The organism is Rhodococcus ruitaii (assembly GCF_055230935.1).
In genome coordinates, this window is record NZ_JBUYWC010000004.1 from 438422 (window position 1) to 453660 (window position 15239).

15 protein-coding genes are annotated in these 15239 nt (G+C 63.7%); 5 read left to right on the forward strand and 10 right to left on the reverse strand.

Going from position 1 to position 15239, the window contains the following annotated elements:
- Positions 1 to 9 precede the first annotated feature (9 nt).
- From ACZI8W_RS07840 to ACZI8W_RS07875, 8 genes are all read right to left on the reverse strand, one after another.
- On the reverse strand, positions 10 to 1353 hold the full coding sequence (locus ACZI8W_RS07840) for an MFS transporter (RefSeq protein ID WP_463367912.1): 1344 nt from the start codon (positions 1351 to 1353) through the stop codon (positions 10 to 12).
- Positions 1354 to 1452: 99 nt separating this feature from the next.
- Positions 1453 to 2250: a 1,6-dihydroxycyclohexa-2,4-diene-1-carboxylate dehydrogenase gene (locus ACZI8W_RS07845; protein ID WP_463367913.1), complete on the reverse strand. Its 798-nt coding sequence runs from the start codon at positions 2248 to 2250 to the stop codon at positions 1453 to 1455.
- Positions 2247 to 3866: a benzoate 1,2-dioxygenase electron transfer component BenC gene (gene benC, locus ACZI8W_RS07850; RefSeq protein ID WP_463367914.1), complete on the reverse strand. Its 1620-nt coding sequence runs from the start codon at positions 3864 to 3866 to the stop codon at positions 2247 to 2249. Before benC ends, ACZI8W_RS07845 begins: the two co-directional genes overlap by 4 nt.
- 29 nt (positions 3867 to 3895) lie before the next feature.
- On the reverse strand, positions 3896 to 4399 hold the full coding sequence (gene benB, locus ACZI8W_RS07855; protein WP_463367915.1) for a benzoate 1,2-dioxygenase small subunit: 504 nt from the start codon (positions 4397 to 4399) through the stop codon (positions 3896 to 3898).
- Between the two features lie 14 nt (positions 4400 to 4413).
- Positions 4414 to 5796: a benzoate 1,2-dioxygenase large subunit gene (benA, locus tag ACZI8W_RS07860; protein WP_463367916.1), complete on the reverse strand. Its 1383-nt coding sequence runs from the start codon at positions 5794 to 5796 to the stop codon at positions 4414 to 4416.
- 248 nt (positions 5797 to 6044) lie between these two features.
- A complete protein-coding gene (locus ACZI8W_RS07865) occupies positions 6045 to 6356 on the reverse strand; it encodes a ferredoxin reductase domain-containing protein (RefSeq protein WP_463367917.1) in 312 nt (103 codons plus the stop codon).
- A 381-nt stretch (positions 6357 to 6737) separates the two neighbouring features.
- The gene (locus ACZI8W_RS07870; protein ID WP_463367918.1) at positions 6738 to 8354 is read right to left on the reverse strand and encodes a 4-hydroxyphenylacetate 3-hydroxylase family protein; all 1617 of its coding nucleotides are present in this window, start codon (positions 8352 to 8354) and stop codon (positions 6738 to 6740) included.
- 49 nt (positions 8355 to 8403) lie between these two features.
- A complete protein-coding gene (locus tag ACZI8W_RS07875) occupies positions 8404 to 8967 on the reverse strand; it encodes a flavin reductase family protein (protein WP_463367919.1) in 564 nt (187 codons plus the stop codon).
- 198 nt (positions 8968 to 9165) lie between these two features.
- Here ACZI8W_RS07875 and ACZI8W_RS07880 point away from each other — a divergent pair, with 198 nt between their 5' ends.
- Positions 9166 to 10101, forward strand: a complete 936-nt coding sequence (locus ACZI8W_RS07880) for an AraC family transcriptional regulator (protein ID WP_463367920.1) — start codon at positions 9166 to 9168, stop codon at positions 10099 to 10101.
- A gap of 40 nt (positions 10102 to 10141) precedes the next feature.
- Here the strand turns inward: ACZI8W_RS07880 and ACZI8W_RS07885 are convergent, their stop codons facing one another.
- Positions 10142 to 10939 carry an IclR family transcriptional regulator domain-containing protein gene (locus ACZI8W_RS07885; protein ID WP_463367921.1) on the reverse strand — a complete coding sequence of 266 codons (798 nt, stop codon included), beginning with the start codon at positions 10937 to 10939 and terminating at the stop codon, positions 10142 to 10144.
- A 191-nt stretch (positions 10940 to 11130) separates the two neighbouring features.
- Here ACZI8W_RS07885 and catA point away from each other — a divergent pair, with 191 nt between their 5' ends.
- From catA to catC, 3 genes are all read left to right on the forward strand, one after another.
- Positions 11131 to 11982, forward strand: a complete 852-nt coding sequence (gene catA / locus ACZI8W_RS07890; RefSeq protein WP_463367922.1) for a catechol 1,2-dioxygenase — start codon at positions 11131 to 11133, stop codon at positions 11980 to 11982.
- Between the two features lie 111 nt (positions 11983 to 12093).
- The gene (locus ACZI8W_RS07895; protein ID WP_463367923.1) at positions 12094 to 13221 is read left to right on the forward strand and encodes a muconate/chloromuconate family cycloisomerase; all 1128 of its coding nucleotides are present in this window, start codon (positions 12094 to 12096) and stop codon (positions 13219 to 13221) included.
- A 42-nt stretch (positions 13222 to 13263) separates the two neighbouring features.
- Entirely contained in the window at positions 13264 to 13545 is a 282-nt protein-coding gene (catC, locus tag ACZI8W_RS07900) for a muconolactone Delta-isomerase (protein ID WP_463367924.1), read from the forward strand.
- A 364-nt stretch (positions 13546 to 13909) separates the two neighbouring features.
- Here catC and ACZI8W_RS07905 read toward each other — a convergent pair whose 3' ends face one another.
- Positions 13910 to 14860 (reverse strand): LysR family transcriptional regulator, encoded by a 951-nt coding sequence (locus ACZI8W_RS07905; protein ID WP_463367925.1) that lies wholly within the window; start codon positions 14858 to 14860, stop codon positions 13910 to 13912.
- 126 nt (positions 14861 to 14986) lie between these two features.
- On the opposite strand from ACZI8W_RS07905, the gene ACZI8W_RS07910 reads away from it, so the two are divergent.
- Positions 14987 to 15239: PHP domain-containing protein (locus tag ACZI8W_RS07910; protein ID WP_463367926.1), on the forward strand; the 253-nt coding region annotated here is incomplete at its 3' end.

A 15239-nucleotide genomic window follows, 5' to 3' on the forward strand; every position in this document is an offset into this window, starting at 1 on the left:
AAGTGTCCGTCACGCACCCACGGTAGTCCCGGTCGAGGTGCCGGGAACGTCGATCCGCGTGTTGTGCTGCCGTGGTCGGGGAACGAAGAAGGTGACGAGGCCACCGGCGAGCGCGATCACCGCGAAGATGTAGAAGTTCACGTTGTTCGCGAAGCCGGCGCCGATCAACAGGCCACCGATGAGCGGGCCGAAGATCCCACCGAGTCGACCGAATCCGGCACACCATGCAACACCGGCTGCGCGAGCGGGGGTGTCGTAGTAGTTGGAGACGAATCCGTAGACGAGCACCTGCGTGCCGATCGTGCCGACACCGGCGATCGCGACGGCGCTGAGGAGCACTGGCAGCGGGAACCCGAGCGTGAGTATCACCAGGGCGACGGCAGCGAGGAAGAAGGTGGTCACGATGACGGCCTGCGGACCGCGGCCGTCAGCGATCTTCGATGCGATGATGCCGCCGATGATCGCACCGCCGTTGAGGACGAGCAGGAATGCGAGCGAGCCGTCGGCGTTGTAGCCGGCATCGGCCATGATCTTCGGCAGCCACGTGTTCAGGCCGTAGGTCAGGAGTAGTCCGGCGAAGCTCATCATGCCCAGCAGACCGGTGCCGAGCGCATACTTCCTGGTGGCGAGTGCAGCGAATCCGATCTTCTCGGAGGGGGCGGTGGGTGTGGCGGTCGGCATCGGGAAACCGAACTTGTCGCAGATGGCGTTCGCTTTGCCGGTGTGGCCGCGGGATACCAGCCAGGCCGGGGATTCCGGGAGTTTGGCCAGCGCGACGGGCAGCAGGATGACCAGTGGCAGGGCGCCGATGAGGAACAGGCCGCGCCACCCGATGGCGTCACGCAGCAGGATCGCGAGGAGTGAGGCGAGCACACCGCCGGCGGGGACACCGCTGTAGACGATGGCGTTGAACAAGTTGCGCTTGCCGGGAGGGGCGAACTCCGCCACCACGGCGCCCGCGGTGGCGACCAGCCCGCCGACACCGATGCCGGTGAAGAACCGGAGACCACCGAACATCGCGATGCTCGTGGAGAAGGCGGCAGCGCCCATACCGACCGAGAACCACACGATGTTGATGAGCATCATCTTGCGCCGGCCGACGCGGTCGCCGAACGCGCCGGTGACCAGGGCACCGACCATGACGCCGATCAAGGCGTAGGAGCCGAGTGCACCGGCCTGTTGCGCGGAGATCTCGCCGAGCTGGGTGGGGTCGGCCATGAGTGTCGGGACGACCGTCCCGTATACGACGAGGTCGTATCCGTCGAAGATGATCGCGAGGGTGGCGAGAGTGACGATCCAGATGACGCTCCGCTTGTGCTGTGGACTGGCCCAGGTCTGTGTGGTTCGGGTCATGACAGGCTCCGATGTGTGTGGGGTAACACAATTGGGTTCGCGCAAAAAGGGGCCTCACCAGCGGGAAAGGTCCTCTGGCGAGGCCCGGCGACAGGTTGGTCAGCCCTGGTCGCCGCCGGCGACGGGCAGTACCGAGCCGGTGATGTACGAGGCCTCGTCGGAGGCCAGGAAGGTGACCGCTGCGGCCTGCTCGTCGAGCGTGCCGTACCGCTTGAGTAACGAGGAATCGACAGTTTGGTCCACGATCTGCTGATACCAGGCCTTTTCCCGGTCGGAGTGCGGTGCCGGACCCCGCGCGACCCGTCGCTCCGGCGCGACGGTGCCGCCCGGCGCGGTCGCGACCACGCGTACCCCGTACTGCGACAGTTCGAGCGCGAGCGCCGAGGTGATGGCATTGACGCCGCCCTTCGCCGCTGCATACGGCACACGGTTGACGCCGTGGGTCGCCACGGACGACACGTTGACGATCGTCCCGGACTGCTGATCGATCAGATAGGGCGCTGCCGCGCGGCACGACCACAGGGTGGGGAACAGCGACCGGCGGATTTCCTTCTCGATCTCGTCGGGCGCGTAGTGCTCGTACGGCTTGGCCCAGATCGTTCCGCCGACCACATTGATGAGCACGTCGAGTCGCCCGGCCGCCTGCACCGCGACCGCGAGTGCCTCCTCGGCGCCCTCGAAGGTCTCGAGGTCGGCGGTCACCGAATGTGCCTTGCCGCCGTCGGCGCGCAGGGACTCGGCGACTTCGTGGACGAGTTCGGCGCGGTCGACGAGGACGACCTCCCCGCCTTCGGCCGCGACGCGTGTCGCGACCGCGAGACCGATGCCTTGTGCGGCACCGGTGACCGTCAGGCATTTGCCGTCGAATCGGCCGGGGAAGATCGTCGTCTCGCTCATCGCGCACCTGCTGTCGCGCCTTCGGCGATCGCCCGCCGCATGGTCTCCTTGGCGTGGCCGGAGTGGGCGATGATCAGCTCGCGGGCAGCAGCCTTGTCGCCCTTCTCGTAGGCCTCGACGAGCTGCATGTGCTCGTCCACGATGTGCCCTTCGATCCAGTGTGCGTCGCGGAGGATCCGGTACATCAGCTGCGTCACTTCGAGGCGGTTGTATGCCTCGAGCAGTACCGGGTTGGTGCAGCAACGGAACAGGAACTCGTGGAACGCGGCGGTGGTGTCGGTGAATGCCGCGGCGTCCGTGAAGTGGTCGCCCTCGACGGACGCGCCGGATGCCTCCGCGAGAATCCGGAACTCGATGAGCTGCTCCGGAGTGAGCCGGCCGATGGTGAGTTCGAGGACACCGAGTTCGAGCGCCATGCGGGCGTCGAACTGCTCGTCGGACTCGGCGACGGGCGGGTGCTCCTCACCGATCTCGTAGTTGCCCGGCGATGCGGGGGTCTCGAGTGCGACGGGCCGTCCCGTTTCCACGGCCGCTTTCTCGGCGGCGGCCTTCTCCGCGTCGGTGGGTGCCGGGGTGGTCGCGCCGCCCGGGGTGGCGGAGGTGTTGAACTTCTCGAAGTAGAAGTTGGCTGGAGTGATGTTGTGCTCCGACAGGTGGTTACGCACTGCTTCCACCATCGGGGGCGGGCCGCAGAGGTAGATGTCGACGTCGCCGTCACCCAGATGCTGCGGCTCGAACAGGCCGGTCACGTAGCCCTTGTTCGGGGCCGACGACTCCTTGTCGGCGACGCAGTAGTCGAACGTGAAGTTCGGCAGCGACTCTGTGTATGCCCGGAGCTTCTCGAGTTCGACGAGGTCGTGGTCGAACGTGACACCGTAGATGAGGTGCACCGGATGGTCGGTGTCCTCGCTCTGGATCTTCGACAGGATCGACAGCAGCGGCGCGAGTCCGGTTCCGCCGGCCAGCAGCAGCGACGGGCGCTTGCGCTCGCGGAGGAAGAAACTGCCGAAGGGCCCGGTGAATTCGAGGGTGTCGCCGACCTGCGCGCGGTCGCGCAGGTATTCCGACATCAGGCCACCTTCGGTGATCTTCACCAGGAACGCCAGGGCGTTGTCGTGCGGTCCGGTGCTGAACGAGTACGACCGCGTCGCCTGCTTGCCGGTGCCGTCATCGCTACCGGGAGCCCCGATGTTGACGTACTGCCCGGGAAGGAACACCAGATCGTCCCGGTTGTCGATCTCCACGGTGAACCCGACGACGCTCTCGGAGAAGCGGTTGAGTTCGGTGATCGTCGCTGTGTACGAGGCGGCCGCTGTCTTCGCGACATCCGAGGTGCTGGCGATCTGCACCACCAGATCCGACTCCGGCATCATCTGGCACGGCAGACAGTAGCCCTGTTCGGCTTCCTCGTCGGTCAGTGCATCCTCGATGTAATCGCCGCCGTCATAGGTGCCCGACTCGCAGAATGCCTTACAGGTGCCGCACGCGCCGTCACGGCAGTCGAGCGGAATGTTGATGCGCGCCTTGTACGATGCATCTGCGACGGTCTCGTTCGGCTTGACCTTGATGAAGCGGGTGACCCCGTCCTCGAAGCTCAATGCCACCTGGTGCGTCATGTGCTCGAGCCTCCTTTCGCGATCGGGGACTAGACGACGTAGACGTCGACGATGTGGTGGATGTAGTCGTTCTTCAGGACGATCTTCTTCTTCGTGATCACCGGCTGATCACCCGAGACATCGAGCGTGATGAACGTCGTGCCGAAGTACGTGTCCGTCGTGTTGTAGCGGAAGTACAGCGAGAACCAATTGTGGCGCAGGTCGATCTCGGTGCCGCGGCGCTCGAGGATCTCGACGTTGGTGATGTTGTGTCCGGTACGCGGTTCGGGCAACGACGTCGCGGACGAGCGGTCGGTGCGGATGCGGAACACGCGGTCCTCGAGTCCGCCGCGGTTCGGGTAGTAGATCAGCGAGATCTCGGACTGCGGATCTTCGGTGGTCTTCCCGTTGTCGTCCCACGCCGGCATCCAGTACTCGGCCTCGGAGTGGTAGCACTCGAGCCACTGCTCGAAGTCGCGGTCGTCGAGGAGACGCGCTTCTCGGTAGAGGAACTGTTCGATGTCGGTCTGTGTCAACTCTGTTGCGGTAGTCATGATGTCGATTCCTCTCAGAGCGCGGTGGGATCGCCGGCGGCGGCTGCTGCGGCTTCGGCGTCGATGGCCTTGCGCATCGTGTCGAGCCAGTAGCCGTGCTGGATCGGGTAGAGGCCCTCGTCTTCGGTCTTCACCCCGCTGGACAGGATGTTGTTCATTCCGAGATCCTTGGCGACCTGATCCGGACCGTTGAGGACGTGGGTGGCGCCGCGGCTCATGTCATTCCACGGGGCGGCAGTCGCGAGGTAGGTCTTCTGGCAGGACCGGAACTCTTCGAGGTCGTCGGGGGTGGCCATGCCGGTGGCGTTGAAGAAGTCCTCGTACTGGCGGATGCGGCCCGCGCGCGACTCGGCGCTCTCACCCTTGGGTGCGATGCAATAGATAGTCACCTCGGTCTTGTCCACCGAGATCGGGCGGAAGTGCCGGATCTGCGACGAGAACTGGTCCATGATGTACACGTTCGGGTACAGGCACAGGTTGCGCGACGCACCGACCATGAACTCGGCTTTCTTTTCACCGAATTCCTTGGCGAGCTCGTCCTTGTGCGGGTACAGCGGGCGGTCTTCCGGGTTTCCCCACCACATCCACAGCAGCAGATGGCCGTGCTCGAACGAGTGGTAGCCGCCGCCCTGCTTGCCCCAGGTACCGGCATCCATGGCCTTGGTCTCGTTGGCAGACTCACCGGCGGTACGACGCGCGGTGGTGGCCGCGTAGTTCCAGTGCGTAGCCGAGACGTGATAGCCGTCGGCGCCGTTCTCCGCCTGGAGTTTCCAGTTTCCGTCGAATGTGTAGGTGGATGAACCGCGTAGCACCTCGAGGCCCTCGGGGGACTGATCGACGAGCATGTCGAGGATCGTGGTGGAGTCGCCGAGGTGCTCGGGGAGCGGCTTGACGTCGGGGTTGAGCGAGCCGAACAGGAAGCCGCGGTAGCTCTCGAACCGGGCGACTTTCGTCAGATCGTGACTGCCGTCGGTATTGAACTGCTCCGGGTAGCCGGCGTCGCGAGGATCCTTGACCTTCAGCAGTTTTCCGTTGTTGCGGAACGTCCAGCCGTGGAACGGGCACGTGAAGGTGGTGCGGTTGTCGGTCTTGCGTCGGCACAGCATCGCACCGCGGTGGCTACACGCGTTGATCAGGGCGTGCAGTTCGCCCTCCTTGTCGCGGCTGATGACGATGGGCTGACGGCCGATGTTGGTGGTGAAGTAGTCGCCGACATTGGGGATCTGGCTTTCGTGCGCGAGGTACACCCAGTTGCCCTCGAAGATGTACTTCATCTCGAGCTCGAAGATCTCCTCGTCGGTGAAGACATCGCGGCGGATCTGGTGCCGTCCGGTGTCGGGATCTTCGACGAGCGCTCCGTCGAGGTGGGTGCGTACGTGTTCCACGATGTCGGTCATGGGTCCTCCAATGTCAGCGTCGTTCCCGGGACGTACAGGGCTGATGTCCGATTCCGGCTCGTATGTAGCTGTCGTGCGGGACTCTGTGGACTGGCTGGTCCTGCGGCTCGAACGGGCTGTGTCCGGTGTTGCTACTACCCTGGCATCCTGTGTTCACGGTCACACCGGGTAAATGCCTAGTGATACCTAGGACCCGAGGCTCGGGGGACGAAGTGCTCTGGACATTCGGCCATTGGATGAGCGGGACCCTACCCGCCGGCGGTGAACTTCTCCGACCCGCAGATGTAGCCCGCGAACTCCTTCGCCGAGGCGACGTCCTCCATGAAGGTATCGGTGACGTAGCCCTCGCGATCGCCACCGTTCTCACGGCTCACGCACGTGACGCATCGGAAGCCGGAATTCCTGCTCTCGAGTTCACGGAAGTAGTCGGCGTCGTACACGTCGGCGCAGGTGCGCACGCCGTGGTACAGCAAGATTTCCCGATCCGGGTCCAGCGCGAGCGCATGACGGACGATGCCCTCGAGGATGTTGCGGCATTGAATGCGGAGCTTCAGCGACAAGAGAATTGGACAGATGCACACCGTTTGGCGGTGTGCATCTGTCCAATAGGCGTGTATCTCCGCTACCCGACCCACATGACCGGGGTCGGACGGTCGAAAGACAACTCGGGATAGTCGTCGTCGGCCACCGCTGTCCGTAGCCGCCGCTCGACGAAGTCGTGGTCGTGCGCACGCATGTACTCGATGCACGACACCGTGTAGCCGAGGGAATCGGTGCGATCGGTGCCGGCGGCGGAACAGGTTGGGGAATCCGTGCGCTGTCACGGAGGGGGGATCGATACCGCCCGTTTCGCGACCTTGCAGGTGGATCTTCCCGTCGTCGTCGATCACGAACTTCGTCCGGGCGATGACGTCGTCCGCCCGCGCTCGGTGGTAGGAGTGTTACTTCTCGTAGAAGGCGCTCACGTCGGCGTTGCCGATGAGGTCGGGCACCGTCCAGCCGTCGAGGTCGTACTCGCTCATGAACTGCTCAGCGAATCCCTTCATGGAGGCCACATCACCGCGGGTCTCGGCGGCGAACAGCAGTTCGGCCTTGACGTTCTCGTGGTTGCCGGCGTAGTTCCGCTCGTACAGCTCGTGGCGGCCACCGAACTCGGATCCGATCGAATCCCACAGTGCCTTCATGACCTTGACACGGTCGACGGCCTGGATGCCGTCGGATCCGCGAACGTACTTGTCCAGGTAAGGGCGCACGTCGGGGTTCTTGAAGTCGGCGGCGGACGACGGCAGGTAGATCAGGCCCGAGGCGACGTCCTGCTCGATGATCTCCTTGATGCGAGGGTAACCCTGCATCGCGAACATCCGGTACGTCAGGCCGTATTCGAGCTTCGGGATGACGGTGTCGCCGATCCACGGTTCGGGATTGTTGACCATGGAGTCGGTCAGCGACCAGAACAGGTTGCGCCAGCCGATGACCTCACCGACGCGGGTCTGCACTCCTCGGAATCCGCCGGCACCGGTGGCGTCGAGGGCCTTCATGAGCAGGCCTGCGATGAAGTCGAGCTTCACCGCGAGGCGGGTGCAGCCCTGCAGCGTGAAGCGCTGGAGGAAACCGGAGCCCGGCAGGAACTGGTTGATCTTCTCGACGTCCCCGTACATGAAGACGTTCTCCCACGGGACGAGAACCTTGTCGAAGATGAAGATGGCGTCGTTCTCGTCCATGCGGCTCGACAGCGGGTAGTCGAACGGAGAGCCGACAATGTTGGCGTTCTCCGAGTAGGAGGCGCGGGAGATCAGCTTGATGCCGGGTGCGTCCATCGGCACCGTGCAGATCAGCGCGAATTCCTTCTTCTTGATCGGCAGGCCGTAGTGGGCGATGAAGTTGTAGTTCGTGATCGCGGAGCCGGTCGCGACGACCTTCGCGCCGGACACGATGAGGCCGGCGTCGGTCTCCTTCTCGACCTTCATGAACACGTCGCCGACCTGGTCGGGAGGCAGTTGACGATCCACCGGCGGGTTGATGATCGCGTGGTTCCAGTACAGGACTTTCTCCTGCGATTCCTTGTACCAGCGCTTCGCGTTGTCCTGGAACGGCGAGTAGAACTCGTCGTTGGCGCCGAGGGTGCCGAGGAAGGATGCCTTGTAGTCGGGGCTGCGGCCCATCCAGCCGTAGGTCATGCGTGCCCAGGTCGCGATCGCATCGCGGTCCTTGACCAGGTCTTCCGATGATTTCGGTGTGCGGAAGAACGGCATCGTGACGCCGCCGTTGCCGGTGTCGGTGGGGGTCGTGAGCTTGTCGACATGCTCACCGGTGTGCAGTGCGTCGTAGAGTCGCGCGGTCATGCGAATCGAGTTTCGGAATGCCGGGTGATTGGTGAAGTCCTTCACCCGCTCACCGTGCAGGTATATCTCGCGGCCGTCGTCGATCGAGGCGATGTACTCGTCGCCGGTCATCGGGCGCGACGCGAAATTCTTCTGCGTGTTCGCCTCGCAGTCGGCGGCCACGTTGACCTTGGAACGGTCGAGGGTGTCGGCGGGGCGCGGTTCGGTGATGGTCACGGAAATTCTCCTAGTCCAGTGGGGCAGGGATTCGCTGTGTCAGGCGGTGTCAGACCGGGGATGCGGCCAGGTGAAGCGGGGTGAACTTGGTTTGGGCGTCGAACCATCCGCTGTGCGGATCGTCCATCGATCCGTTCCATGCGGCGGACGCGCTGGGAGTGCCGAGGTCGTGGAAGGTGCTGCGGAAGAAGAGAAGAGGATCGACTTCGCGGCTGGAGGCATCGACGATCTCGCCGATGTAGATTACGTGGTCGCCGCCGTCGTACTCGCGCCAAGGGATGCACGAGATCGTTGCGGCGGTGCCAGCGAGGACCGGGGCGGTGGGGCCGTCCTCCCATATCGGTTCGGGCGACTGCGGTCTGCCTGCGAAGTGCATCGCAGTGTCGACCTGGTCGGCAGCGAGGACGTTCACGGCGAACGGCGCCCCCGACAGAAATCCGCAGGCCTTCGATGTGCGGGCCAAGGTGACCTGGCACAGTCGCGGTTCGAGCGAGACTGCCGTGAAGGCGGTGACGGTGGCGCCGTGCGGTTCGCCGTCCCGGTTGGCGCAGGTGATGACCGTGACGCCACTTGCAAACTGTCCGAAGATGTTTCGCAGGTCTCGCTGTTCCATGTCTGCGTCCTCCCTGTCCGGTTCGATCTGGTGTGACGCAGACCATATGGTCACCGGGAGGGATTCGCGATCCGGTGAGCGCGGTCACTATCCGTCAAGCGCGGCGGGTAGGTATAAAGTCCTTGTTTGCCAGGGAGCATGTCCCTGATCACACTGAAATCAAGGTCCCCGATATCCGAAAACGAGGGTGGATCACAGATGGCAGAGGATTCGACTCGACACCCGTCCGACTGGGACGAGGTGGAAGAGGTTGTGTCGCATGCGTATTTCTCGCATGACCTCACGCCCCTCGAAAAGGTCGAACCCCGCCTCGAGCTGCGCACATTGCCTTTGGGTCCGATCCGGTTGGCCCGGATCGGCTGGGGCGCCGAGGCGTCGGTGCACAGCTCGCACCCGGGCGCCTATGCCGTGAATATTCCCTTGTCGGGCACGATCGAGTCGATCGCCAGTGGTGTCGAGACCGCGTCCGGGGTGGGGCAGGCAACCGTGTTCGAGCCGGACATCGACGCGAGGATCCGTCGGTGGAGCGGCGACTGCGAGATCGTCGGGGTCAAGCTCGAGCGCGACTACCTGCACCGGGAGATGGCCCGCATTCTCGGGCGCCCCGACCTGCGCCTTCCCTCTCAGGTCGATCTTTCGACCGACGCAGGGCAGAGCTGGATGGCATTGCTGCGTTCGGTCATCGAGCAGCTCAAGGCCGATGAATCCCTCTGGCGTAACCCACTGGTCGCCGATCAGCTCTCCGGTGCTCTGACATCGTCGTTCATTCTCGCGGTGATGCCCGACGACGCCGATCCGACGGGTGGAGCGCGACCGCGGATCATCAAGCGGGTCCTCGACCGAGTGCACGACGATCCGTCTTTGCCCTGGACGTCGGCGGACATGGCCGAGGTCGCCGGGGTGAGCGTGCGTCGTCTGCAGGAGGGCTTCCGGGAGTACCTCGGTGTCTGCCCTCGCGACTACCTACTCGATTTGCGGTTGTCGCGCATCCACGAGGAGCTCTCGGCCGAATCCGATAGCAATCTGTCGGTGACGAATGTGGCGTTGAAATGGGGAATCACGCACACCGGGCGGTTCTCGGCGGCATACAAACGCAAGTACGGAGTAGTGCCCTCCGCGACGCTGCGCTCCTGAAACGATAGGCGTCTGATCCGGATTCGGTATCGGTACTCGTTCAGCGGTGGCGGTAGCCGAGTTCTGCGCTCAATGTCTCAGCGCAGTCCACCACGCGTTTGGCGCACAGATCCCGGAACGAATCGAGGGTGTGCCGTCCCGTCGACGTCGAACACGCAAGCACGCCCACCGCATGGCCGGCGGGATCGAACACAGGTGCTGCGATCGAGATCAACCCTTCTTCGAGCTCGGCGGATGCCATGGCATACCCCTGGCTGTGCACCTCTGCAAGCTCGGCGCGGAATGCCTCGGCGTTGTCGATGGTGGTGGGGGTGAGTTTCTCGAACCGGGTCTCCGCGATCACGGCGTCGACCTGATCGCGAGGTGACCAGGCGAGCAGGGCGCGACCCATCGAGGTCGCGTACGCAGGTACCCGGGTGCCGACCGAGACGTTGATGCTCATGATCCGTCGCACCGGTACGCGGGCCGCGTACACGACTTCGGTCCCGTCGAGGACACCGAGCGACGCCGATTCGTGGGTGTGGTCGGCGATCTCCACCAATTTCGGCAGAGCGGAATCCACAAGAGTGTGTGAGGCCGTGTAGTGCTGCCCTATGCTCAGGACGCGCGGCGTCAATGACCAGCGCGTTCCCGTCGAAGTGACGTAGCCGAGCCGCTGGAGTGTCAGCAGGATTCGACGCACCGCCGGACGCGACAGATCGGTCTTGTTCGCAACTTCGGCCAACGTCGGTTTCGGGTCCTTGTCGTCGAAGGCCTGCAATACCGCAAAACCGCGCTCGATGCTCTGAACGAAGTCGCGGTCGTTACTCCGGTTGTTGCCTAGGTCGGTGCTCGGCATTACATCTCCTACCAGCGGGACTTGTCGATGTTGCCGCATCCGGTGTTGACAAGCGATGTGACAACACGCACAGTATGTGGTGTACGCATCGCGGTTCGCAAGTACGCATAGCGTACTCGGTAAGTCCACAGCCCCCGGACGGACCGGACCAGTGCTTTCCATGCCGTTCTCAGCCCCGACGAGGAGAGTCCATGACCACCACCGAGAACCCCACCGCTCACGGTTCCGGCAATGCCGCCACCGACAAGTTCAAGTCCGCGCGGGCTACGTCCGACACGTCCGTCGAGCGCGCCGCCGAGATCTACAAGGACGTGCTCGCGGCTCTTGCCGGCGTCGTTCACAAGCACGAGGTGACATACGACGAGTACCGGGTGCTCAAGCAGTGGATGATCGACGTCGGCGAGTACGGCGAGTGGCCGCTGTGGCTGGATGTCTTCCTCGAGCACGAGATCGAGGAGGTGCACTACAACCGCAAGCACTTCACCGGCACCAAGGGATCCATCGAAGGCCCCTACTACGTGCCGAACGCCCCGAAGCTGCCGTCGAAGTGCACCATGCCGATGCGCGAGAAGGACAAGGTTGCGCCTCCGCTGATCTTCAAGGGCAAGGTGACCGACCTCGAAGGCAACGGCATCCCCGGCGCCACCGTCGAACTGTGGCATGCGGACGAGGACGGCTTCTACTCGCAGTTCGCCCCCGGTATCCCCGAGTGGAACCTGCGCGGCACCATCGAGGTCGACGAGGACGGTAATTACGAGATCACCACCCTCAAGCCGGCCCCGTACCAGATCCCGAACGACGGGCCTACCGGCTGGTTCATCAAGTCCTACGGTGGCCACCCGTGGCGTCCAGCCCACCTGCACCTGCTGGTGTCGGCCCCGGGCAAGCGTGCCGTCACCACGCAGCTCTACTTCCAGGGCGGTGAGTGGGTCGACAATGACGTCGCGACCGCAACCAAGCCGGAGCTGATCCTGGATCCGCAGGCGAACGCCGAAGGCATTGCCGAGGTGACGTACAACTTCGCGCTCGATCCCGAAGCGTGATCCACATCTGACCTCGAATGCCGGTGTCCCACAGGGGCACCGGCATTCTCCGCGAGAGCCTCTGCGCCGTATCTACCGTCACACCCAGAACTGATTGTGAGCTGACCGAAGATGTCCGACCCCGACCTGGCGATCGTCTCCGTCGAATCGACGATCGTCGATGTACCCCTGATTCGTCCGCACAAGTTCGCGACCATGACATCGGAAGCGCAGCCGATCCTGTTCGTCGCTGTCACCACCGCCGGTGGCGTTACCGGCTACGGCGAAGGCGTCGTGCCCGGAGGCCCGTGGTGGGGAGGCGAATCCGTCGAGACGATGAAGCAGATCGTCGATCGTTACATCGGTCCGTACATCATCGGTCGCGGCGTCGACGGGATCAGCGGCGTCATGCTCGACATCGAACGGATCGTGGCGAACGCACGTTTCGCGAAGGCTGCGGTCGACGTGGCCATGCACGACGCGTGGGGTCGCAGCCTCGGCATCCCGGTCGCGTCGCTGCTCGGAGGTGCGTTCCGCACCGGAGTCGACGTGCGCTGGGCGCTCGGCGCGGCACCTCTCGAGGAGATCGTCGACGAGGTCACGCACAAGATGGAGCAGCGCCTCAACTTCTCCTTCAAACTCAAGATGGGTGCTCTCGACCCCGTCGTCGACACCGAGCGTGTCGTGAAGATCGTGGAAGCGTTCGACGGCAAGGTCGGCTTCAGCATCGACGTCAACGCCCGCTGGGATCGTTTCACCGCGCTGCGCCACGTTCCGCAACTCGTCGACGGCGGTGTCGAGCTCATCGAGCAGCCCACCCCGGCCGACCAGCTCGATGTGCTTGCCGAGATCAACCGCCGTGTCTCCGCGCCGGTCATGGCCGATGAATCCGTCCAGACCCCGCACGACGCATACGAGGTCGCCAAGCTCGCCGCAGCCGACGTCATCGCCCTCAAGACCACCAAATGCGGTGGCCTGCAGCGGAGCAAGGAGGTCGTCGCCGTTGCGAAGGCTGCCGGACTGCGTTGCCACGGCGCGACGTCCATCGAAGGCCCCATCGGAACTGCCGCGTCCATTCATTTCGCGTGTTCCGAGCCGGGCATCAACTACGGGACAGAGCTGTTCGGCCCGCAGCTGTTCGCGGTCGAGCTGCTGCAGACGCCGCTCCAGTACTCCGCAGGGCAAGTACACCTGCCGGAGGGGCCCGGTCTGGGCGTCGAACTCGACATGGATGTCGTGAAGAAGTACGCCCGCGACTGACGTCGCACCTCGCTTTCAAGCTACTTCCGAAGGAGAAAACCCATGGCACTGTTCCACGTTCGAATGGATGTCAACATTCCGCAGGACCTCGACCCGACGGTGCGCGCCGAGACGATCGCGAAGGAGAAGGCCTACAGCCAGGAACTCCAGCGTGCCGGTAAGTGGCCCGAGATCTGGCGCATCGTCGGAAAGTACAGCAACATCTCCATCTTCGACGTGGACTCGGCCGACGAGCTGCACGAGATCCTGTTCAACTTGCCGCTGTTCCCGTACATGAACATCGAGGTCATGGCGCTGACGAAGCACGGGTCGGACGTCAAGTAGAAGCTCGCCGCTGATTCGTTGCGAAACCTGTTCGGTTGTGCAGTTGTTGACGGTTTCAGTGAAGAAACACGTCGACAACTGCACCACCGATTTGCTGGCAGTGAGGTCGCCCCCGGTGGTGGACACTTGACTGAGCCGACCGCGTTCGAGGGATGGCGATAGGAGGAAAGAGGAGCTTCTCCAGGCGATCGCAGCACTTTCGGTGGCGGCGACTATCGATTTTCGGACATACAGTCGTTACGCCCAGTCCACTGGCGCGGGTGGCAGTCAAGGATCTAACATCTTCAGTCGATGGAGATACCTTGTAATGCAACATTTTTTGGTGGGTGTCGGCCAGTGGGGGCACCTGCGAGGTGCGCGGCGGTCATCGAGTAAGCACTGCACGATCTGGCTCTGGTACCCACACGTCGCTAACTGCGTTGCTGTTGTAGCTGCCAGTGACGAAGTCGTACAGAGAGTTGAGTTGTGGATGGCCAGAGACCTTCTCCTGCCACAGCAGCGACATGGGGTAGGCGGGTGTGGGGTCGATGATGGGGACGCGGCGGATGTTCGGGTGCCACGGTGTCGTGGTTCCTTCACCACCGAAGGTGACCAGCGTCGTCGAGTCGGCGATGCGATCGAGAATGTTCGTGAACCCGATGCCGCCACGGTGTCGCTCGGTATCGATGGTGATGCCGCAGCTGTCGCTGAGCCGACGGTAGAAGTCCCCGACTTCGGAGTCGAAACCGGCACCGGGCACCCACGCAGTGAGGCCATCGAGATCGTCGAATTCGACCTGGTCGCGGCTCGCGAGTGGATGGCCATTGCTGACAAGTAGATGCAGGGCGTCGAGGTAGGCGGGCACTGCGGTGACGTGAGCCGGCAAGGGACGGGTGCCCCAGTGCTCGCGGGCGAAGGCGATGTCGACCCGACCGTCGATCACGGCGTCCCGTGATGTCATCGATGGGTTCATCATGATCAGTTCGATCTCCGCTTCCGGGGACTTCTCGAGGTAGAACCGCATCAGATTCGCATCGGCGATCTGGGCGCCGTGCACCGCGACGCGAAGTACCTGCGAATCGAGCACCGCAGCCACTGCAGCGTCGGCCGTGGCGAGGACCGAGCGCGCGTGCGGAAGGAACCGGGCGCCGTGGACCGTCAATGCGACGCTGCCGGCTCGTCGCACGAACAGTCGGGTGCCGAGTTGCCCCTCGAGCTTGGCGATTCGCTTGGACACCGCCTGCTGGCTGATGCCCAGCACCGAGGCGGCCCGGCTGAACTGACCTTCGTCGCTGATGGCAATCATTGCTCGCACTGCGGACAGATCGAGATCCAAGACAGCTACCTGCTCCCACATCCATTAGTTGTTTCCCGGGGTCGTGCCGGTTGTTCGACACGTAGTCACTCTAACTGGTCATATACCTGACATGGTGTCGCAATCCGGAGTGCAAGTGAACAACCAATGCGTGTTCCGGGCTTCGGGTGGGTGGCCATCGTGAGTCGCTCGTCGTTCGTTCATCTGCACAACCACACCGAGTACTCGATGCTCGACGGCGCGGCCAAACTCGGCCCGCTGTTCGCCGAGGCACAACGGCTCGAGATGACGGCGGTCGGCATGACCGACCACGGCAACATGTACGGCGCCAGCGAGTTCTACAACTCCGCGACGAAGGCCGGGATCAAACCGATCATCGGGATCGAGGCCTACGTCGCAC

Coding starts and splice junctions, on each gene's coding strand:
- ACZI8W_RS07840 (WP_463367912.1), bottom strand. CDS start 1,353: ATGACCCGAACCACACAGACCTGGGCCAGTCCACAGCACAAGCGGAGC.
- ACZI8W_RS07845 (WP_463367913.1), bottom strand. CDS start 2,250: ATGAGCGAGACGACGATCTTCCCCGGCCGATTCGACGGCAAATGCCTG.
- benC (WP_463367914.1), bottom strand. CDS start 3,866: ATGACGCACCAGGTGGCATTGAGCTTCGAGGACGGGGTCACCCGCTTC.
- benB (WP_463367915.1), bottom strand. CDS start 4,399: ATGACTACCGCAACAGAGTTGACACAGACCGACATCGAACAGTTCCTC.
- benA (WP_463367916.1), bottom strand. CDS start 5,796: ATGACCGACATCGTGGAACACGTACGCACCCACCTCGACGGAGCGCTC.
- ACZI8W_RS07875 (WP_463367919.1), bottom strand. CDS start 8,967: ATGGAACAGCGAGACCTGCGAAACATCTTCGGACAGTTTGCAAGTGGC.
- ACZI8W_RS07880 (WP_463367920.1), top strand. CDS start 9,166: ATGGCAGAGGATTCGACTCGACACCCGTCCGACTGGGACGAGGTGGAA.
- ACZI8W_RS07885 (WP_463367921.1), bottom strand. CDS start 10,939: ATGCCGAGCACCGACCTAGGCAACAACCGGAGTAACGACCGCGACTTC.
- catA (WP_463367922.1), top strand. CDS start 11,131: ATGACCACCACCGAGAACCCCACCGCTCACGGTTCCGGCAATGCCGCC.
- ACZI8W_RS07895 (WP_463367923.1), top strand. CDS start 12,094: ATGTCCGACCCCGACCTGGCGATCGTCTCCGTCGAATCGACGATCGTC.
- catC (WP_463367924.1), top strand. CDS start 13,264: ATGGCACTGTTCCACGTTCGAATGGATGTCAACATTCCGCAGGACCTC.